The organism is Pseudolysinimonas sp., from assembly GCF_051954455.1.
Lineage (GTDB): Bacteria > Actinomycetota > Actinomycetes > Actinomycetales > Microbacteriaceae > Pseudolysinimonas.
Map to the genome: position 1 here is coordinate 96,728 of NZ_JBQCHS010000030.1, position 19,428 is coordinate 116,155.

Below are 19,428 nucleotides of genomic sequence, written 5' to 3' on the forward strand. Positions count from 1 at the left end.
ACGAGCGCGTCGAGCAGCCGCGAAGCGGCGTATCGAGACCCCCGCGCGGAGGGAGGTCTCGATACGCGCCTGCGGCGCTACTCGACCCGCTGGAGTGAGGCGTTACGCGTTCGCGTTCGCCGCCGAGTTCGCGCGCGCGGCCGCGAAGCCGGCCTCGAGGTCCGCCTTGAGGTCCTCCACGTTCTCGAGCCCGATGGAGAGGCGCACGAGACCGGGGGTGACGCCGGTCGTGAGCTGCTGCTCCGGGGTGAGCTGCGAGTGGGTCGTGGACGCCGGGTGGATGATGAGCGAGCGCACGTCGCCGATGTTCGCCAGGTGGCTGAACAGGTTCACGCTCTCGACGAGCGTGCGGCCCGCGTCGACGCCGCCCTTCAGCTCGAAGGAGAGCACGGCGCCCACGCCCTTCGGCGCGTACCGGTTGGCGGCCGCGTACCAGGGGCTCGACGGCAGACCCGAGTAGTTGACCGAGGCGACGTCCGGGTGGTTCTCGAGCCACTCGGCGATCGCCTGCGCGTTCTCCACGTGGCGCTCGATGCGCAGCGACAGCGTCTCGATGCCCTGGATGAGCGTGAACGCCGAGTCGGGCGAGAGGGCGGCACCCGTGTCGCGGAGCAGCTGCACGCGCGCCTTGATGACGTAGGCGATCCCGTCGCCGAGCACGCCGGTGTAGGAGGCGCCGTGGTACGACGGGTCCGGCTCGGTGAGGCCCGGGAACTTGTCGACGTGCTGCGACCACGGGAACTTCCCGCCGTCGACGATCACGCCGGCGATGACCGTGCCGTGGCCGCCGAGGAACTTCGTGGCCGAGTGGACGACGATGTCGGCGCCGTGCTCGAACGGACGGATGAGGTACGGCGTCGCGATCGTGTTGTCGACGATGAGCGGCAGGTCGTTCTCGTGCGCGACCCCCGCGACGGTCTCGATGTCGAGGATGTTGATCTTCGGGTTGCCGATCGTCTCGGCGAAGAACAGCTTCGTGTTCGGCCGCACCGCGCGGCGCCACTCCTCGGAGTCGTCCTGGTTCTCGACGAAGGTGACCTCGATGCCGAGCTTCGCGAGCGTGTACTTGAAGAGGTTGTAGGTGCCGCCGTAGATGGAGCTCGACGAGACGATGTGGTCGCCCGCCTGCGCGATGTTGAGCACGGCGTAGGTGATCGCCGACGAGCCGGAGGCCGTGGCGAGCGCGGCGGTGCCGCCCTCGAGCGCGGCGACGCGCTGCTCCACGACGTCCTGCGTCGGGTTCATGATGCGCGTGTAGATGTTGCCGAACTCGGCGAGCGCGAAGAGGTTCTTCGCGTGGTCGGCGCTGTTGAAGACATACGACGTCGTCTTGTAGATCGGCGTCGCGCGTGCGTTGGTGACCGGGTCGGGTGCCGCCCCGGAGTGGATCTGCTTGGTCTCGAACTTCCAGTCGTCGGCCACGATGGTCCCTTCTTCGGATTCGCGAGCCAAGGTACGCAGGCGGCTGGTGCGTCGGCAACGACGACGACACACGGCGTCACAGACGGCGTGGTCTCCGCTTGACACACGCGACTGCTTTCGCGAGAGTAGTTTCGTGTCCAGCATCCGCCTCTACATCCTCGGTGCGCTCGCCGACGAGGGCGAGATGCACGGGCACCAGCTCCGTCAGCTGGCCGAGAAGGAGCACATCGACGAGTGGACCGAGGTCACCGTCGGCGGCCTCTACGGTGCGCTCAAGCGTCTCGCGGCCGAGGGCCTGATCGAGGAGGCGCGGACCGAGCGATCGGGCTCCTACCCGGAGCGGCTCGTGTGGCGCATCACGCGGGCGGGGAGCATCGCTCTCGCGCAGCTGCGCGAGCAGGGCCTCCGTGAGATCGTCTACCGCGCCGACCCGTTCGATCTCGCCATGAGCCGCCCCGACCTCGAGCAGGCCGACCGCATCCCCGACCTCGTCGCCGCACGACTGTCGGAGCTGCGCGCCATGCTGGCCTCCAACGAGGCCCGCGACGCCATGATCGAGCAGTACCTCAGCCCCCTCGAGCAGCACGTGATGCAGCACAAGGCCGCCCGGCTGCGCGCCGACATCGCGTGGCTCGAGGAGCTCGTCTCCCGCTTGCCCGAATTGCTCGCCCACGAGAAGTCCCGGAAGGACGACCGATGACCGACCCGACCCCCACCCGCGCGGAGCACGCCGCCCACGGCGCCCACGCGCATGCGCACGGCGAGCACGCGCACGCGCTCCCGCTCAGCGAGGCGCCGGTCACCCGCCGCACCTGGCTGGCCTTCGCCGTGGTGCTGCTCGGCACGTCGATGGCGCTGCTCGACACGACGATCGTCAACGTCGCGCTGCCGGTGATCCGCACCAGCATCCACGCCGACGAGTCGACCCTGTCGTGGATCGTTTCCGGCTACGCGCTCGCCTACGGGCTCGCGCTCATCCCCGCCGGCCGCATCGGCGACCGCCTCGGGCACAAGTGGGTCTTCGTCGTCGGCATCGCGCTCTTCACCGTCGCGAGCTTCGCGGCGGGGATGTCGCAGAGCTCCGGCGAGCTGATCGCCGCGCGGGTCGTGCAGGGCCTCGCCGGCGGCATCTTCTTCCCGCCGGTCACCGCGCTGATCCAGCTGATGTTCCCGGGGCGGGTGCGCGGGCGGGCCTTCGCCATCATGGGCGCCGTCATCGGCGTGTCCACCGCTCTCGGCCCGATCGTCGGCGGCCTGCTGATCCAGTGGCTCGGCGACGAGCACGGCTGGCGGTACATCTTCTTCGTCAACCTCCCGTTCGGCGTGATCGCGTTCGTCGCGGCGCTCCTGCTCCTGCCCGCGGGAGCCGAGGGCGGCGAGGCGAAGGGCGTCGACCTGGTCGGCTTCGTGCTGCTGGCCGGGGCGCTGACCGCGATCCTCGTCCCGCTCATCCAGGGGCAGGACGAGGGCTGGCCGCTCTGGACGTGGCTCTCGCTCGGCGGCGGCGTCCTGCTGCTCGTGCTGTTCGCGCTCTGGGAGGTCGGGGTCGCGCGGCGTGGGCGCACGACGCCCCTGGTGCCGCCGCACCTCTTCACCCATCCGGCCTTCACGGGCGGCGTGATCCTCGCGCTCGTCTACTTCGCCGCGTTCACCAGCATCTTCTTCACGATCTCGCTGTTCTGGCAGTCGGGTCTGCAGCACACGGCGCTCGAGTCGGGGCTCGTCTCCATCCCGTTCGCGATCGGCAGCATCGTGGGCGCGTCGCAGTCGAACCGTCTCGCTGCGAGACTCGGTCGCACCGTGCTCATCATCGGCACCGCGCTCGTCAGCATCGGGCTCATCACGACCTGGCTGATCGTGTGGCGGGTGTCGCCTCTCGACATCACCAACTGGGAGCTGCTGCCCGGCCTCCTCGTCGCGGGCTTCGGCTCCGGCCTGTTCATCGCCCCGAACGCGCAGTTCATCGTCGCGACCGTCGACCGACCGGAGGCGGGGGCGGCCTCCGGCGTCATCGGGACCGCCCAGCGGATCGGCGCGGCCATCGGCATCGCGGTGATCGGCTCGATCCTCTTCGGCAGCCTCCCGAGCTCGTTCGGCCCCACGAAGGCGCAGATCGCGGAGGCCGGCCAGAAGTACGGAGCACAGGGGAAGGACGCGGTGAAGGCCGCCCTCAAGACGGTGGTCGACCACAACCTGGCCCACGGCTTCGGCGCGGGTGCGGCCTGGGCCCTGTTCACGAGCGCGGTCTTCGCGATCGCCGCCTTCGTCCTCGTCTTCACGCTGCCGAAGCGGATCTCGCGCGGCTACTGAGCCGCCGGCGACCGCGGATCAGCGGTCGCGCCCGCCCGCCCGCTGCTCGGTCGCCGCGCACCGGTCGCCGCGCACCGGTCGCCGTCCCGTGGTCGCCGTCCCCGTCAGAAGTTCAGGTGATCAGCGGCGATTCCGCTGTCGCTGGTCCGGACGCGCCGCGAACGACCTGAACTTTCGACGGGGATGGCGGGGATGGCGGGGACGTGCGGGGACGTGGCGGGGACGCTGCGGGGCCGGCGTGCGCGGTGCCGCCCCCGCGGCGCCGGGCGGATCGCCGGGCCGGTGTGCGCCGGGCCGGGCACCGGGATCGACGCGGGTCAGCGGTCGCGGCGGGAGCCGGTGGGGTCGACGCGTGACGGTCCCACCGGCTCCTCCCGTCGGATGAGGAGCCACCTCGGCTTCGGCTCGACGATCGGCCGGAACACCCGGCGCACCAGCGGGCTCGACAGGGCGATGGCGATCGCGATCGACGCGAAGACCATCGTCAACAGCCAGGTCGCCGAGGCGTGATCGTCCGTGAGGATCCCGGACTCGCGGATCGGATAGAGGACGAACGAGTGCAGCAGGTAGACGTACATCGTCGCCTGCCCGAACGCCGTCCAGAACGTCTCGCTCCGCGGGATCAGCGCGAAGAATGCGGCGCTCAGGGCCGCCGCCAGCAGGATGAGCCCGAGCCGCACGAAGCCGGCCCACCACTGCTGCGCGTCCAGCCCCGAGTACGAGTCGTCGTAGAAGAACCAGTGCACGCTGAGGACGCGGAAGGCGCGGATGTTGACGACCACGGCGACGAACCACGCGGCGAAGACCACGACGGCGGCGAGCCGGAACAGCCAGACGGAGGCCTTCAGCGCCATCCACCGGTCGGCGAGCTTCCACTGCCGCAGCTGCCAGCCGAGCACGAAGAAGGGCAGGATCCCCACCGTCCGGGCGAGCGAGAGCGTCGAGTCGACGCCGGGGGAGTAGCCCACCGCGACCGACAGGACGACCGCCCAGAGCAGCGGGAACCGCAGCAGCACGAGGTACGGCATGAGGATCCGGAACACCGCGAGCGAGAGCAGGAACCAGAGCGTCCAGTGCGGCTGCGCGAGATCGAGGTTCGTGTCGCCCTCGAAGATCCACTGCACGCCCGACCAGATCGACTGGAAGATCACATACGGGACGACGATGTCGGTCAGCACCTTGAGCATCTGCCGCGAGCTCGGCGGCGACGCCTTCGAGAAGTGGCCGCTGATCATCGCGAACGCGGGCATGTGGAACGGGTAGACGGACGGTGAGGAAGCGGGCGTTGTCCCAGAACGGGACGCGCACCTTCGCGGGCGCCGACGTCGGCACCGCCGGGGAGGCGATCGACATCCCCCTAACGTAGGGGGCATGTCTCCTTCGGTCGTCGTCACGGGTGCCAGCTCCGGAATCGGGGAGGCCGCATCCCGGTTGCTCGCCGCGCACGGCTGGACGGTGCTCGGCGTCGCCCGCCGCGCGGAGCGGCTCGCGACCCTGGAGGCGGAGGCGGGCGTGATCCCGGTGGTCGCCGACGTCACCGACCCGTGGGGCGTGCAGACGGTGGTCGACGCGGTGGGGTCCCGGCTCGGCGGCCGGCTCGACGCGCTCGTCAACAACGCGGGCGGCGCGCTCGGCCTCGACTCGGTGGAGGATGCGGACCTCGACGACTGGCGCACGATGTTCGAGACCAACGTGCTGGGCACGCAGCGGATGATCGCCGCGCTCCTGCCCGCGCTGCGGGCGGCCGCGCGCGTCGCGTCGTCGGACGGGGGAGCGGCGCACGCCGACATCCTCGCCGTCACGTCGATCGCCGGCACGATCGCCTACGAGGGCGGCGCCGGCTACAACGCGGCGAAGTTCGCGCAGCACGCGCTCATGAAGGTGCTCCGCCTCGAGCTCGCCGGCGAGCCGCTGCGCGTCATCGAGATCGCCCCCGGCATGGTGAAGACCGACTTCTCGCTCGTGCGGTTCAAGGGCGACGCGGCGCGCGCGGACGCGGTTTACGCCGGGGTCGAGAACCCGCTCTCGGCCGACGACATCGCCGAGGCGATCGTCCACGCGCTCGAGCTGCCCGGCCACGTGAACCTCGACGAGGTGGTGATCAAGCCCGTCGCGCAGGCCGCGCCGCACAAGGTGATCAAGGCGCCGCTCGCCCCGAAGGGGTAGCCGTCCGGTTCTCCGTCCGACGCGGTCCGGATCAGCGCCCGGGTTCAGAGGACCGGTTCGCGCTCCGGGACCTCCGGCATCGCCGCGTCGCCGAAGGCGCGCCGCGGGACCAGGAACAGCAGCGCCCCGGCGACGAGGGCGCCGGCCCCGCAGATCGTCCAGACGATGAGGTAGCTGCCGAGCCCCGCCCCCGAGGAGACGTCGCCGGAGAGCCCGGCGTGCAGGACGACGCCGAAGACGGCGGAGGCGAACGCGCCGCCGAGGGTCTTGGTCGTGTTCGTGAGCCCGGTCGCGATCCCGGACTGTCCGCGCGGGGCTGCCGCCGCGGCCGCCGACGGCAGAGCAGCGACGAGCGTGCCCGACCCGATGCCCGCGATCACCATGTTGAGCAGCACCTGCCAGAGCGCGGCGTGCAGGGGCAGGAAGAGCAGGTAGCCGCCCGCGACGAGGAACGCCGCGACGATGAGCGCCGCCCGCGGCGAGACCCGCCGCGAGAACAGCGGGAAGAGCACGGCGCCGACGATGAGCGAGACGAGGTAGGCCCCGATGACGTAGGAGACGGAGTCCGGGTCGAGCCCCAGCCCGTAGCCGACCTTCGCCGGGTCCGCGGCCGCGAACGCCGAGAGCGGGATCTGCGCTCCGAGCACGCTGATCCCGAACAGCCCCGCGGTGAGCTGCACCGGCCACATCGTCGGCTGCTTCAGCACCCGGAGGTCGATGGCGGGGTCGCGGTGGCGCAGCTCCCACCGCCCGAACGGGAGGAGCAGTAGCAGCCCGATCGCGATCGGCACCCACACCGTCCACGAGGCGGGTCCGTTCAGCCGGAGGAAGGTCAGCCCACCGGTCACGAACAGCAGGGCGAGGGTGAGGAGGACGAAGCCGCCGACGTCGAGCACCCGGCCCGGCACCGGCTCCGACTCGGGCACCCCGAACAGGATCGCGACGAACACGAGCGTGACGCACACCGCCGGCACGACGAGGGTCGGCGGGATCTCGCCCCCGACCGCGGCGAACACCTTGCTGGAGGCGAGCGCGCCGAGGATCGCGCCGGCCTCGAGCGCCACGACGAGGAAGCCCGCCGCGCGCCGCGTCTGCGTCGCCCCGGTGCCGGTGCGACGCCCGCGATCGAAGATGAGCGCCACCTCGAGCGGCAGCCACACGACGTAGAAGCCCTGCAGCGCGAACGCGACGAGGTAGACCGCGAACGAGCCGCCGTTCAGCACCAGACCCCAGCTCGCGAGCGCCGTCACGGCGGTCGAGATCAGCAGGATCCGCTTGTGCCCGAACATGTCGCCGAGCTTCGCGAGCACCGGCACGACGAGAGCGGAGACGAGGAGCTGGGCGGCCTCCGTCCAGTTGTAGTCGGCCGTCGTGACGTGCAGGCTGCTCGCGATCTGGGTGACCAGCGGCACGTAGTAGCCCTGGAGGATGCCGCTCGTGAGCTCGACGAGGAAGAGGAATCCGACGAGCTGGAAGGTGATCGCGCCCGCGCTGGGCCGCTGCGTCGACGCCGACATGATCGGAGACTAGTGCCGTGACGGACGACGACGCGGCACGGCCGCTCACCCCGCTGGACCTCGGCGACGGCCGCACGATCCTCGTCGACGACAGCGGACCGAGCACCCGGGAGGACCCGGCGCTGTTCTGGCATCACGGTTCGCCGCACACCGGCGCCCTCTACGAGCCGCTGCTCGGCATCGCGCGCGAGCGGGGGCTGCGCATCGTGGCCGTCGCGCGACCGGGGTACGGCGGGAGCGAACCCCGTCCGGGCCGGACCGTCGCCGACTCCGCGCGTGACGCGCTGGAGGCGGCCGACCGGCTCGGCCTCGGTCGGCTCCTCGCGCTCGGCGCCTCCGGCGGCGGCCCGCACGCCCTCGCCATGGCGGCGCTCGCCGAGCCGGGCCGGATGGTCGGCGTCGTGGCGCAGGCGTCGCCCGCGCCCTTCGACGGCACGGATGCCTGGTGGCGGGGCATGGCCGACGACGGCGGGTTGCGCGTCGCGGTCCGCGGTCGGGATGCCCGCCTCGCGCACGCCGAGACGGACGAGTTCGACCCGGCGAGCTTCGTCGACACCGACTACGCGGCGCTGGAGGGGGAGTGGGCCGCCCTCGGGCGGGACGCGGGCGTTCATGCGGCGGCGTTCGGGCCGGTCGGACTCGTGGACGACGACGTCGCGTTCACCCATCCTTGGGGCGTCGAGCTCGCGCGGATCGCCGCTCCGGTCGTGCTGCTCCAGGGCGCCCGCGATCGGGTGATCCCCCCGGCCCATGCGCAGCTGATCGCCGCGGCGGTGGCGGATGCCGAGGTCCGCATCGACCATGCAGCCGGTCACGTGGCGGCGCTGGGCGGGCTGCCGGCGGCGATCGACGCGGTCCTTGCCAGAATGGGGGGATGAGCGACGAGCGCGAGGTCCTGACGTACGAGCTGTTCGGCCGGGCGGCCCGCGAACTGGCCCAGACGATCGCCGACGACCGCTTCCAGCCCGACGCGATCGTCGGCATCGCGCGCGGCGGCCTCACCCTCGCCGGCGCCCTCGGTTACGCCCTCGACGTGAAGATGCTCGGCAGCCTCAACGTCGAGTTCTACACGGGTGTCGGTTCGACGCTCGAGGCGCCGGTCGTGCTGCCGCCGACCCTCGACCAGGACTCGCTGCGCGGCAAGAGGGTCCTCCTCGTCGACGATGTGGCCGACTCGGGTCGCACTCTCGCGATGGTGCTCGAGTTGCTGCGCGCCGGCGGCGGCGAGGTCCGCACCGTCTGCATCTACAGCAAACCCTCGACGATCGAGGAGCCGTACTACGTCTGGAAGCGCACCGACCGCTGGATCAACTTCCCCTGGTCGGTCGAGGGCCCGGTGACGGCGCGGACGTCGGCCACCGTGGTCGACGCGTGAGCATCCATCTGGTCGGCGGCGGCTGGCGCCCGGCCGGCGACGCCGACGTCGTCGGGGTGTTCCTGGAGGAGGCGGCCGGCCGTGCCGCGGGCTCCGGCCGGATGGTCCCGCGCATCGGCGTCCTCCTCGTGGTGCCGGACGACGCCGAGGGCGACCCCGCGGAGTTCGCCGCCGCGTTCGCCGCCGTCGCGCCGGCCCAGCCCGTCGTGACCGCGATCGCGGAGGGCGAGGTTTTCACGAGCGCGGTGCTCTCCGACATCGACGGACTGGTCGTCGGCGGGGGCCTGGCCCCGGCGTATCTGGCCGCGGTCCACCCGCTCATCGACGAGATCCGCCTGCTCGTGGGCGACGGACTGCCGTACCTCGGCTACTCGGCGGGCGCCATGATCGCGGCCGACCGCGCGATCGTCGGCGGGTGGCGCATGGACGGCGTCCCGGTCTGCCCCGCGGAGACCGCCGAGGACCTGGACGAGGTCGCGGTCGCGGAGGGCATCGGTCTCGTCGACCTGGCCGTCGACGTGCACGCCGCGCAGTGGGGCACCCTCGGCCGGCTCGTCGCCGCGACCGAGGGCGGTCTCGTCGAGGGCGGCGTCGCGATCGACGAGGGGACCGTCCTCATCGTCAACGACGACGGCCTGCGGATCTCGGGCGCCGGCAACGTGTGGCGGGTGCTCGACGACGCGGCCGGCATCCTCGTCGGCACGCTCGACGCGTAGTCGCGGATGACCGTCCGGAAGCCGCTCGACGAGCTCGTCGACCCGGGCTGGGCGCGAGCCCTCGCGCCCGTCGCCCCGCAGATCGCGCGGATGGGCGACGTCCTCCGCGCGGAGACCGCGGCGGGGCGGCGCTATCTGCCCGAGGGGCGGCGCGTGCTGCGCGCCTTCGAGCAGGCGTTCGACGAAGTGCGCGTGCTCATCGTCGGCCAGGACCCCTACCCGACCCCCGGGCATCCGATCGGCCTGTCGTTCGCCGTGGACCCGGACGTGCGCCCCGTCCCGCGGAGCCTCCAGAACATCTATCGTGAGCTGCGCGACGACCTCGGCGTCGCGACGCCCGAGCACGGCGACCTGAGCGCCTGGTCGCGTCAGGGCGTGCTGCTGCTGAACCGCTCGCTCACGGTGCAGGCGGGGTCGAGCGGATCGCATCGCGGCAAGGGCTGGGAGCCGATCACCGAGCACGCGATCCGCGCGCTGGTCGCCCGCGGGACGCCGCTCGTCGCGATCCTCTGGGGGCGCGACGCGGGCACCCTGCGGCCGCTTCTGGGGGCGACGCCCGTCATCGCCTCCGCGCACCCGAGCCCGCTCTCCGCCTCGAACGGGTTCTTCGGCTCCCGGCCGTTCAGCCGGGCGAACGCCCTGCTCGAGGGGATGGGCGCGGCTCCGGTCGACTGGCGGCTCCCGCCGTCGCCGCCCGCGCTCGCCTAGGCTCGGACGCATGCTGGAGGAGGAGTACAACCCGCGCCGCGAACTGCCGCGCCACCTCCGTCCCGCCCCCGAGCCGGAGCCGGAGTTCGCGTTCGAGATCCGCGCCGCGGAGCCGACCGACGTGCCCGACATGCGCGAGATCTACAACCACTACGTCGCCAACTCCACGGTCACCTTCGACGAGGACGCGCTGACGCTCAAGGAGTTCCGCGACAAGTTCCGTCGCGGCGTCCAGGGCGGGTATCCGTGGATCGTCGCCGTGTCGCCGAGCGGTCAGGTCCTCGGCTACGCGAACGTGTCGCCCTGGAAGGAGAAGGCGGCCTACCGGTACACGGTCGAGGACTCCATCTACCTGCGCGCCGCCGCCACCGGCAAGGGGCTCGGCACGGCGCTGTTCCGGGAGCTCCTCGACCGCTCGCGCGACGCCGGCATGAAGGAGGTCATTGCGGTGATCGCGGACAAGGGCGCGGAGGCGTCGATCGCGATGCACAAGCGTTTCGGCTTCACCGAGGTCGGGCACATGGGCAAGGTCGGGTTCAAGTTCGACCGCTGGCTCGGCACCTACATGCTGCAGAAGAGCCTCAAGAAGAAGCGATAGGCCTTCAGAGGCATCGAGAGGGGAACCCGTGACCGTCCATCAGCTTCGTCTGGTCCTCGAGGTCGACGACGTCGACGCCGCCGTCCGGTTCTACCGTGAGGCGCTCGGCCTGCCCGAAGCGGAGGCCTACGAGGCCGCCGGCGGTGCGCGCGTCGCGATCCTGCCCATCGAGACGGCGACGCTCGAGCTCGCCAACCGCGCCCAGATCGAGTTCATCGACGAGGTCGAGGTCGGGCACCCGGTCGCGCACCCGTTCCCCGGCCGCATCCGCGTCGCGTTCGAGGTGACGGACGCGGAGGCCGCCGCGATCGACCTCGAGGCCGCCGGGGCGACGCCGGTGGCCCCGCCCACGCGGACGCCGTGGGACTCGCTGAACGCCCGGGCCGAGGCGCCCGACGGGATGCAGGTGACGGTGTTCCAGGAGCTGGGCGCGGGAGCCGCCCGCCACGAGCGCGCGGGCGACGGCGTCGAGCCGGGGGCGGGCTCGGGCCCCGACGGCGCGGCCGGCTGAGCTCGTCGACACCGGGGCGCCGCGTCGATCTCGGCGGGCTCACCCGGCGAGGGTCAGGACCAGCTCCGTGACGTCCTCGCCGCGCGCCGCGGCGAACGTCACCTCGCGTCCGGTGAGGCGGAAGCCCGCCTTCTCGAGCACGCGACGCGATGCGGCGTTGTCCTCGGCGACCCGGCCCCCGAGGGGGCGCTCGGCGACCTCGGCGAGCAGCGCCCGCACGGCCGCCGTGGCGATGCCGCGCCCCCACCGCTCCGGCGCGACCGAGTAGCCGATCTGCAGCACGCCGTCCATCGGATAGCAGCAGACCATCCCGGCGAACGCGCCGTCCGCCTCGACGATCCAGGTGCGGTTCTCGGGGACGGTCGTGATGAGCGCCCAGTGCGCCGGCCAGGTCTCGCGCGTGCGCGGCGCCCCGAAGGCCGCCATCGCGGCGACGCGCGGGTCGGCCTCGAGCGCGAACAGCGGCTCAGAGTCCTCCGGGCGGAGGTCGCGGAGCCGCACGTCCATGGGTCGATCCTGCCTCACGACTTCGGGGTGGCGCCCCGCAGGATGAGGAAGCCCGCGACGGCGAAGACCGCGGTCGGAACGAGACTCCAGAGCGCGAGCCCGAGCGGCAGGCTCGCATCGAGCCAGCGGCCGAAGGCCGACCAGGCGTCGAGCAGCGCGATCACCAGGCCGGCGAGCACGACGATCGCCAGCAGGATCCCGCCGAAGATCAGGAGCCCGTTGCGCCCCCATCGCACGAACACCGAGCCGAACGCCGAGCCCGTGAACGTGAAGAACAGGAACAGGCAGAAAATGACGGCGATGCGCTCGCCCCAATTCTCGCCGAAGTACACCGGCGTGAACATCCGGCCCTGCAGGCCCCATCCGTTCGTCGCCCGCTCGAGGAGGCCGAGGACGGTGATCGTCGCCGTGAAGACCGCCGACATCGCGACGAAGACGACGCTCGATCCGAGGGAGAAGTCGCGGCGGGTGGCGCCGTAGCCGAGCGCGAGCCGGAACGTGTTGTTCATGGCTTGGATCGCGACCACCGCCATGTAGAAGAAGATCCACGCGGTCGACCCGGAGTAGCTGAACCCCTCCGCGAAGTCCGTCTTGCCCGGGGACGAGATGACGACAATGGCCCAGATCGCCAGGTTCAGCAGGAAGATCGCCGCGAGCACGATGAAGGGCGTTACCGCGATCGTCATCGGGTTGGCGAAGTACAGGCGGATGACGCTCCCGATCCGGCTCGAGCCGAGGCGGCGCGACGGGGCGGGGGCGATCGCGGCGGCGGTCATGCGAACTCCTTCTCGGACGTGCGGGTGAGGTGGACGACGAGCTGCTGCAGCGAGACCGGCCCGAGCTCCAGCCCGGCCGCGCTCGCGGCGGCGCGCTCGTCGGGACGGAGCCCGGCGACGGTGACGGAGGCGAGGCCGCCGATCCCGTCGCGGTGCAGCACCTCGCGCGAGCCGAGGAACGCGTCGATCTTCTGGCGGGGCCCGACGAGCGTCGTGGCGCTCTCGCGCAGCTCCTCCGCGTCCTCGTCGAGGATCATCCGGCCCCGGTCGATGACGAGCACGTGCTCGAGGAGGTTCGCGACCTCGTCGATCAGGTGGCTCGACAGCACGATGGTGCGCGGGTGCTCCGCGAAGTCGGCGAGCAGCCGGTCGTAGAACGTCTGCCGCGCGACCGCGTCGAGGCCGAGGTAGGGCTCGTCGAAGAAGGTCAGCGGCGCGCGGCTGGCCAGGCCGACGATGACGCCGACGGCACTCAGCTGGCCGCGGGAGAGCTTCTTGATGCGCCGGGTCATCGGCAGCTCGAAGTCGTCGACGAGCCGGGCCGCGAACTCCGCGTCCCAGTTCTCGAAGAACCACGGGGCGCTCCGCAGCACGTGCTTGACCTTGAAGTCGTCGGGGTAGCGCTGGCTCTCCTTGATGAAGCAGAGCTGCTGCAGCACGCCCGCGTTCTCGGCCGGCGCGTGCCCGAAGACCTCGAGCTCACCCGCGGTCGGGAAGTCCTGCCCGGTGAGCAGGTGCATGAGCGTCGTCTTGCCGGCGCCGTTGCGGCCGAGCAGGCCGTAGATGCGGTCCCGTTGGAGCTCGAACGCGACGTCGTCGATGGCCGTCACGTCGCCGAAGCGGCGGGTGAGCCCGGTCGCGCGGACGATCGGGTCCGGTTCGGCGCGGGTCATGCCCGACCTCCCCGGATCATGTCGGCGAGCTGCCCGGGCGCGATGCCGAGCTTGTCGGCCTCGGCCAGGAGGGGCAGCACGTACTGCTCCCGGAACTGCTCACGGCGGGCGGCCATGATGCGGGCGCGGGCGCCCTCGGCGACGAACATGCCGATCCCTCTCTTCTTGTAGAGGATCCCGCGGTCGACGAGCAGGTTGACGCCCTTGCCGGCCGTGGCCGGATTGATGCGATGGAAGGCGGCGAACTCGTTGGTCGACGGGACCTGGGTCTCCTCGGGGAGCGCCTCGGAGAGGATGTCGTTCTCGATCAGCTCGGCGATCTGGAGGAAGATCGCGCGGCTGTCATCCACGGTGCGCCCCGGTCATCTGGTTCATTACTCGACTAATGAACCATCGAACCGACCCGCTGTCAACCCTCGAAGCCGATGACCCGCGCCGCCGTGCGGATTAGGGCGCGGCGCGGCACGAGCCGGGTCCCGGCCGCGAACGCGGCGTTGAGGCGCCCCGAGATCGCGACCGGGGGAGTCGAGCGCCGGTCGAGCGCGCGCAGCGCGGTCGCCGTCACCTGCTCCACGGTCTGCATCGGCCCGCCGCCCGAGAGCTCGCGCCCCACGACATCGAAGAACTCGGTCCGGGTGACGCCGGGGCAGAGCGCCGTCACCTTCACGCCGTGCGGCTTCGCCTCCCACCAGATCGCCTCGGTGAAGCTGCGCACGAACGCCTTCGATGCGGCGTACACCGCCTGACCCGGGACCGGCTGGAACGACGCTGTGCTCGCGACGTTGACGATCGCCCCGCCGCGCGCCGCGATGAGATCGGGCAGGAACGCACGCGTGACGTCGACCAGGGCGCGGACATCGGTGTCGATCATCCCGGCCGAGACCTCCGGATCCGTCCCGGCGAACGCGCCGAAGGAGCCGAAGCCCGCCGCATTGACGATCGTGTCGACCGGGCCGCCGACGAGGTCGTGCAGGCGCGCACCCGCCCGCGGCTCCGCAAGATCGACCGGGAGCACCTCGACGCGGACCCCGGCGCTCGCCGCGAGCTCGTCGGCCAGGCGTCGCAGGCGCTCCTCGCGCCGGGCGACGAGGACGAGGTCCGAGCCGCGGCGCGCGAGGGCGCGGGCGAGATCCTCACCGATCCCGGAGCTGGCGCCGGTGACGAGCGAGAGGTGCGGCTGGTACATGGTGCCGAGCGTAGGCTCGGCGGGTGGCGTCCGAGCTGCACGACCTCACCGCACTGCAACAACTCGACCGCCTCCGGCATGGGGAGGTGTCGCCGGGCGAGCTCGTCGAGCACTACCTCGCGCGGATCGATCGTCTCGACGGGGAGCTCGGGGCCTTCGTGACCGTCACGCCCGACCCCGCGCGCGAGCGCGCCGCCGCGGTCGAGGCGCTGCCGCACGCGCTCGCGCTCTGGGGGCTCCCGCTCGGAGACAAGGACCTCTGGCGCCGGGCCGGGGTGCCGACGCGCTTCGGGTCCCGCCTCCTGGCCGATCACGTGCCGGAGGAATCCGACGAGCTGGTCCGAGTGCTCGACGACGCGGGCGCGATCAGCCTCGGCAAGACCAACACCCCCGAGTTCGGCCTCCCGAGCTACACCGAGCCGCTCGCGAATGCGCCGGCCCGGGTGCCCTACGACACGACCCTCGGCGCGGGCGGGTCGAGCGGGGGCGCCGCCGTCGCGGTCGCGGCCGGGCTGCTTCCGGCGGCACCGGGCTCGGACGGCGGGGGATCGATCCGCATCCCCGCCGCGTCGACCGGGCTCGTCGGGCTGAAGCCCTCGCGCGGCCGCGTGCCGGCGGGCGCCGGCTTCGACAGCCTCGGCGGCTTCGTCGTGCCCGGTCCGATCGCCCGCACCGTCACGGACGCCGCCCTCCTCCTCGACGCCATGGTCGACGGCGGCGCGTACGCGTGGTCCACCGAGGCGCCGGCGTGGGACGGTGGTGCCTACCTCAACGCGGCCGTGCACGGTGAGGGGCGCTTCCAGCTCGGGGTGACGACCGACTCGCCGTGGTCGCTGGCCTACGACATCCGGCTGGAGGACGCCCCGCGCGCGGCTCTCGAGGTCGCGATCGCCGAGCTCGGCGCGATCGGACACGGCATCGAGGAGTTCTCCCTCCTTCCCGAGGAGGGTTACGCCCCGGCGTTCACCACCATCTGGCAGGGCGGCGCGAGCGCCATCCCGGTCGCCGACGAGGACCTCGACCGGCTGGAGCCGCTCACCGCCTGGCTGATCCGGCGCGGCCGTGAGGTCCCGGGTTCGCAGGTCGTCCAAGCGCTGCGCTGGGTCGCGCAGTACGAGCGCCGGCTCATCGGGCAGCTCGCGGCCTACGACGCGGTGCTCACGCCGGCGCTCGCCATGACGCCGCGCCCGCTCGGCTGGTACGACCCGGAGGACGCCGAGGAGAACTTCGCGCAGCAGTGCCGCTTCACCCCGTACACGAGCTTCGTCAACGCGACCGGCCTGCCGGCCATCGTCCTGCCGGTGTCGCAGACGGAGGACGGGATCCCGCTGGGCGTCCAGCTGATCGGCCGGCCGGGCGGGGAGCACGTGCTCCTCGCGATCGGGGCCCAGCTCGAGTGGCGGCTGCAGTGGCACACGCGGCACCCGCCGCAGTGGGACGCCTGACGCGGACGGATCCGGTCGGCAGGGTAGGTAAGGCTCACCTACACTGGATCACGATGTTCCTCTCCGACGTGCTCCCGGCCTCCATCGCCTGGAATCCCGAGGCCGGCGATCTCGTCCTCCTCGGCGTCGCCCTCGACGACCTCGCGATCGCGGAGACCGTGCTCGCCACCCTGCCGGCCAAGGCGCGCGGTCAGGTCTTCGTCGAGGCCGCGTCGGAATCGGAGGTGCGCGCCGTGGCCGCCCCCGGGCGCGTCTGCGTCACCTGGCTGCTCCGCGACCGGGGCCAGTCGCTGACCTCCGCGGTCGACGCGTGGCTCGCCGAGATGCTGCCGGTCGAGTTCGACCGCGAGCACCGCGTGTACGCCTGGATCTCGGGGGAGTCGAGCGCCCGCGCGATCCTCAGCTGAGACCGGCGGTCACCGCCCGTAGGTCTCGAGGAAGCGCAGCCAGACCTCGCTGAGCGTCGGGTACGCCGGGACCGCGTGCCACAGCCGCTCGAGCGGCACCTGCCCGGCGATGGCGATCGTCGCCGCGGTGATCATCTCGGCCACCCCCGGTCCGACGAACGTGACGCCGAGCAGTACCGAGCGGTCCTCGTCGACGATCGCGCGCGCCCGACCTTCGTAGTGGTCGGCGAACGCGGAGGCGCCGGCGATCCAGGAGAGGTCGTAGTCGACGACGCGGGTGCGGTAGCCGGCCTTCTCGGCCGCCGCCGCCGTCAGGCCGACCGACGCGACCTCGGGATCGGTGAAGGTCACCTGCGGCACGACCTCGTGGTCGGCGGTCGCGACGTGACGCCCCCACGGCGCGTCATCGACGGGCTCGCCCTTCGCCCGGGCCGCGATGACGTCGCCTGCGGCGCGGGCCTGGTACTTGCCCTGGTGGGTCAGCAGGACGCGGTGGTTCACGTCGCCGACCGCGTAGAGCCAGTCGAACCCGTCGACGAGCATCGTGTCGTCGACGTGCAGCCAGTCGCCGGGCGTGAGCCCGAGGGTCTCGAGTCCCAGGTCGCCGGTGCGCGGGGTGCGGCCGATCGCGACGAGGACCTCCTCGGCGACGACCGTGCCGCCGTCGCGCAGGCGCAGCTCCACGCCGGCCTCGGTGCGCTCCGCGGAGGCGGTCTCGGCCTCGAAGCGGATCGTCACGCCGGCCCTCTCGAGCGACGCCTGCACGAGCTCGCCGGCGAACGGCTCCTGCCCGGCCAGCAGCGTGGATCCGCGGACGATCATCGTGACCGCGGTGCCGAACGAGGCATACGCGGTCGCCATCTCGCACGCGACGACCCCGCCGCCGAGGATCGCGAGCGACGCCGGCGCGTGCTGGGAGCTGGTCGCCTCGCGGCTGGTCCAGGGGGAGACGTCGGCGAGCCCGGGGACGTCGGGGAGCAGCGCCGCGCTGCCGGTGCTCACGGCGACCGCGTGCCGGGCGGTCACCTCGGTGATCGTGCCGTCGGAGGACTCCACGCGGAGCCGCTTCGGGCCGAGGAAGCGGGCGTGGCCGCGCAGGAGGTCGATATGGGCGCCCTCGAGCCACTCGGCCTGGGAGTCGTCGTTCCAGTCGTGGGTGATGGCGTTGCGCCGGGCGAACACGCCGGCCGGGTCGACGTCGCCGGTGACCGCCGTCGCCGCCCCCTGCACGTCCCGGGCCTCGCGCAGCACGGCGCCGGCGCGGAGGAGGCCCTTCGACGGCATGCACGCCCAGTACGAGCACTCGCCGCCGACGAGCTCCGCCTCGACGATGACCGTCGACATGCCGCCCTGCACGGCGCGGTCGGCGATGTTCTCGCCGACGGCGCCCGCGCCGATCACGATGACGTCGTACTCGGCGGTCTGGATCTGCTCGTCGCTCATGCCGCGACGCTATCGCGTGCGTGCGGCGGCGTCATGGGAGCGGGGGTCGGCCGTCTCTCTTCACGGGAGGTCCCGATGTCCGCACGTCCTGTCGTCGCCGTCGTGGCGGCCGCCGGGCTCGCCGCCGCCGTCGCTTTGCTGACGGGGTGCGCGGCGGCCGCCCCGAGCACGACCACCGCGCCCTCGCGGCTCGCCGCCACGGTCGCCGCGTCGTTGAAGTATCCGACCGCGCTCGTCGAATGCGGCACCGAGAAGGTCGCCGTACGCGCCGGCGGCGTCGCCCGCTGCCGGCTCACGGAGGGCGACAAGGTCTACGCCGTCACCGTCCGGTTCTCGAGCGTCAAGGGGACGCACTACCGCTTCGACGCCCGCGTCGCGAGCACGCCGATGCGCACTCTGGCCACACCGAAGAGCGTGGGCGGCGACGCGGTCGCTCAGCTGGCGGCCCAGGCGCTCGCGCCGAAGATCGGCTTCACGCCGCAGCTGGCCTGCGCCGACGGGCAGGTGCCGCTCACGGTCGGCTTCGTCGAGCGGTGCCGGTTCGCGGCGGACGACGGCGACCACGTCGCCGAGGTCACGCTCAGCGCCTGGGACGGGTCGACCTACAGCGTCACCGCGAAGGTCGTGAGCTGAGCGCGCCGATGAGGCGCAGGATCGTCGGGCCGTCCTCCGCGAGGTCGTCGTCACCGGTGGGCGCGTAGGAGGCGATCGTCGCGCCGGCCACCTCGAACCGCGCCGCGAGCGCGCGGACCGCGGCGATCAGCCGGTCCGCGGCGACGCCGAACGGCTCCGGCTCGAGCAGGCCGCGGAGCTCCGCCGGGTCGAGCACGTCGAGGTCGAGGTGGAGGTAGACCGCGTCGGCGCCGGTGGCCGCGACGGTGGTGACCAGGGCGTCGGCGTCGACCGCGTCCGCCGCGAGACGCACGATGCCCGCGGTCGTCGCGAAGCGGTCCTCCTCCGGATCCCACGATCGGGCCCCGGCGAGCACCGTGCGTGAGGCCTCCAACGGCCCCTCCGAGATCAGGGAGCGCAGCACCATGCCCGAATAGGCGCCCGAGGGCGAGGTCGCCGCGGTGTTGAGATCGGGCTGCGCGTCGAACCACACGACCGCGAGACCGGGGTGCCGATCGGCGGCATGACGGATCGCCGCGTCCGACACGGAGCAGTCGCCCCCGATCACGACGGCCGGCCCGTCGAGCTCGCCGAGCGCGTCGGCGAGCCGCTCGCGGACGAGCTGCAGCGAGCTGAAGCGGGCGATGCCCGTGCCCTGGTCGTCACCCGCCTCGAGCGGCACGGCGACCTCGCGGGTGGCCTGAGGCGGCAGGTCGCCGCGCAGCGCCGCCGCGCCCTCCGCGAGCCGCATCGCGCGCGACGACGGGGACCCCTGCCACTGCGGGACGACGACGAAGTTCAGCATCCGCCCATCTCAGCAGACCGAGGGCCGGTCG

The 19,428-nt window shown here is 72.4% G+C and carries 22 protein-coding genes; 12 read left to right on the forward strand and 10 right to left on the reverse strand.

Features of this window, described 5'->3' with window-relative positions; genetic code table 11:
• Positions 1-102: 102 nt before the first annotated feature.
• Positions 103-1,422 (reverse strand): bifunctional o-acetylhomoserine/o-acetylserine sulfhydrylase, encoded by a 1,320-nt coding sequence (locus tag ACTHM3_RS13175; RefSeq protein ID WP_440406563.1) that lies wholly within the window; start codon positions 1,420-1,422, stop codon positions 103-105.
• Positions 1,423-1,555: 133 nt separating this feature from the next.
• Here ACTHM3_RS13175 and ACTHM3_RS13180 point away from each other — a divergent pair, with 133 nt between their 5' ends.
• On the forward strand, positions 1,556-2,122 hold the full coding sequence (locus ACTHM3_RS13180; RefSeq protein WP_440406564.1) for a PadR family transcriptional regulator: 567 nt from the start codon (positions 1,556-1,558) through the stop codon (positions 2,120-2,122).
• Positions 2,119-3,732, forward strand: coding sequence for an MFS transporter (locus ACTHM3_RS13185; protein ID WP_440406565.1), 1,614 nt, complete (start codon positions 2,119-2,121; stop codon positions 3,730-3,732). Before ACTHM3_RS13180 ends, ACTHM3_RS13185 begins: the two co-directional genes overlap by 4 nt.
• Positions 3,733-4,049: 317 nt before the next feature.
• Here the strand turns inward: ACTHM3_RS13185 and ACTHM3_RS13190 are convergent, their stop codons facing one another.
• Positions 4,050-4,982, reverse strand: coding sequence for an acyltransferase family protein (locus ACTHM3_RS13190; RefSeq protein WP_440406566.1), 933 nt, complete (start codon positions 4,980-4,982; stop codon positions 4,050-4,052).
• Positions 4,983-5,103: 121 nt separating this feature from the next.
• On the opposite strand from ACTHM3_RS13190, the gene ACTHM3_RS13195 reads away from it, so the two are divergent.
• A complete protein-coding gene (locus tag ACTHM3_RS13195) occupies positions 5,104-5,898 on the forward strand; it encodes an SDR family NAD(P)-dependent oxidoreductase (protein WP_440406568.1) in 795 nt (264 codons plus the stop codon).
• Positions 5,899-5,942: 44 nt separating this feature from the next.
• Here the strand turns inward: ACTHM3_RS13195 and ACTHM3_RS13200 are convergent, their stop codons facing one another.
• Complete coding sequence (locus ACTHM3_RS13200) at positions 5,943-7,415, reverse strand: MFS transporter (protein WP_440406570.1); 1,473 nt, start codon at positions 7,413-7,415, stop codon at positions 5,943-5,945.
• Positions 7,416-7,432: 17 nt separating this feature from the next.
• Here ACTHM3_RS13200 and ACTHM3_RS13205 point away from each other — a divergent pair, with 17 nt between their 5' ends.
• The 6 genes from ACTHM3_RS13205 to ACTHM3_RS13230 are packed head-to-tail and all read left to right on the forward strand — an operon-like array spanning position 7,433 to position 11,323.
• Positions 7,433-8,293 (forward strand): alpha/beta fold hydrolase, encoded by an 861-nt coding sequence (locus ACTHM3_RS13205; protein WP_440406571.1) that lies wholly within the window; start codon positions 7,433-7,435, stop codon positions 8,291-8,293.
• The gene (locus ACTHM3_RS13210; RefSeq protein ID WP_440406572.1) at positions 8,290-8,790 is read left to right on the forward strand and encodes a phosphoribosyltransferase; all 501 of its coding nucleotides are present in this window, start codon (positions 8,290-8,292) and stop codon (positions 8,788-8,790) included. The genes ACTHM3_RS13205 and ACTHM3_RS13210 overlap by 4 nt, the downstream gene beginning before the upstream one ends.
• Positions 8,787-9,506 (forward strand): Type 1 glutamine amidotransferase-like domain-containing protein, encoded by a 720-nt coding sequence (locus tag ACTHM3_RS13215; RefSeq protein WP_440406574.1) that lies wholly within the window; start codon positions 8,787-8,789, stop codon positions 9,504-9,506. The genes ACTHM3_RS13210 and ACTHM3_RS13215 overlap by 4 nt, the downstream gene beginning before the upstream one ends.
• Positions 9,507-9,512: 6 nt before the next feature.
• The gene (locus ACTHM3_RS13220) at positions 9,513-10,214 is read left to right on the forward strand and encodes a uracil-DNA glycosylase (protein WP_440406576.1); all 702 of its coding nucleotides are present in this window, start codon (positions 9,513-9,515) and stop codon (positions 10,212-10,214) included.
• A 10-nt stretch (positions 10,215-10,224) separates the two neighbouring features.
• Entirely contained in the window at positions 10,225-10,812 is a 588-nt protein-coding gene (locus tag ACTHM3_RS13225; RefSeq protein WP_440406578.1) for an N-acetyltransferase family protein, read from the forward strand.
• A gap of 28 nt (positions 10,813-10,840) precedes the next feature.
• Positions 10,841-11,323, forward strand: coding sequence for a VOC family protein (locus ACTHM3_RS13230; protein WP_440406580.1), 483 nt, complete (start codon positions 10,841-10,843; stop codon positions 11,321-11,323).
• Between the two features lie 39 nt (positions 11,324-11,362).
• Here ACTHM3_RS13230 and ACTHM3_RS13235 read toward each other — a convergent pair whose 3' ends face one another.
• From ACTHM3_RS13235 to ACTHM3_RS13255, 5 genes are read right to left on the reverse strand one after another with little or no spacing between them, the layout of a single operon-like run.
• Positions 11,363-11,830 carry a GNAT family N-acetyltransferase gene (locus tag ACTHM3_RS13235; RefSeq protein WP_440406582.1) on the reverse strand — a complete coding sequence of 156 codons (468 nt, stop codon included), beginning with the start codon at positions 11,828-11,830 and terminating at the stop codon, positions 11,363-11,365.
• Between the two features lie 14 nt (positions 11,831-11,844).
• Positions 11,845-12,606 (reverse strand): ABC transporter permease, encoded by a 762-nt coding sequence (locus tag ACTHM3_RS13240; protein WP_440406584.1) that lies wholly within the window; start codon positions 12,604-12,606, stop codon positions 11,845-11,847.
• Positions 12,603-13,499, reverse strand: a complete 897-nt coding sequence (locus tag ACTHM3_RS13245) for an ABC transporter ATP-binding protein (RefSeq protein ID WP_440406586.1) — start codon at positions 13,497-13,499, stop codon at positions 12,603-12,605. Before ACTHM3_RS13245 ends, ACTHM3_RS13240 begins: the two co-directional genes overlap by 4 nt.
• Positions 13,496-13,849 carry a GntR family transcriptional regulator gene (locus ACTHM3_RS13250; RefSeq protein ID WP_440406588.1) on the reverse strand — a complete coding sequence of 118 codons (354 nt, stop codon included), beginning with the start codon at positions 13,847-13,849 and terminating at the stop codon, positions 13,496-13,498. The genes ACTHM3_RS13245 and ACTHM3_RS13250 overlap by 4 nt, the downstream gene beginning before the upstream one ends.
• A gap of 59 nt (positions 13,850-13,908) precedes the next feature.
• On the reverse strand, positions 13,909-14,685 hold the full coding sequence (locus tag ACTHM3_RS13255) for an SDR family NAD(P)-dependent oxidoreductase (protein ID WP_440406590.1): 777 nt from the start codon (positions 14,683-14,685) through the stop codon (positions 13,909-13,911).
• A gap of 23 nt (positions 14,686-14,708) precedes the next feature.
• Between ACTHM3_RS13255 and ACTHM3_RS13260 the strand changes: the two genes are divergently transcribed.
• Together ACTHM3_RS13260 and ACTHM3_RS13265 are read left to right on the forward strand one after the other, a co-directional pair.
• Positions 14,709-16,130, forward strand: a complete 1,422-nt coding sequence (locus tag ACTHM3_RS13260; RefSeq protein WP_440406592.1) for an amidase — start codon at positions 14,709-14,711, stop codon at positions 16,128-16,130.
• A 53-nt stretch (positions 16,131-16,183) separates the two neighbouring features.
• A complete protein-coding gene (locus ACTHM3_RS13265; RefSeq protein ID WP_440406594.1) occupies positions 16,184-16,537 on the forward strand; it encodes an SIP domain-containing protein in 354 nt (117 codons plus the stop codon).
• A 9-nt stretch (positions 16,538-16,546) separates the two neighbouring features.
• On the opposite strand, the gene ACTHM3_RS13270 is transcribed toward ACTHM3_RS13265, so the two are convergent.
• Positions 16,547-17,980, reverse strand: a complete 1,434-nt coding sequence (locus ACTHM3_RS13270; RefSeq protein ID WP_440406596.1) for a dihydrolipoyl dehydrogenase family protein — start codon at positions 17,978-17,980, stop codon at positions 16,547-16,549.
• 75 nt (positions 17,981-18,055) lie between these two features.
• Here ACTHM3_RS13270 and ACTHM3_RS13275 point away from each other — a divergent pair, with 75 nt between their 5' ends.
• Entirely contained in the window at positions 18,056-18,613 is a 558-nt protein-coding gene (locus ACTHM3_RS13275) for a hypothetical protein (protein WP_440406598.1), read from the forward strand.
• Here ACTHM3_RS13275 and ACTHM3_RS13280 read toward each other — a convergent pair.
• Positions 18,591-19,397: an arginase family protein gene (locus ACTHM3_RS13280; protein ID WP_440406599.1), complete on the reverse strand. Its 807-nt coding sequence runs from the start codon at positions 19,395-19,397 to the stop codon at positions 18,591-18,593. The genes ACTHM3_RS13275 and ACTHM3_RS13280 overlap by 23 nt on opposite strands.
• Between the last annotated feature and the right edge of the window lie 31 nt (positions 19,398-19,428).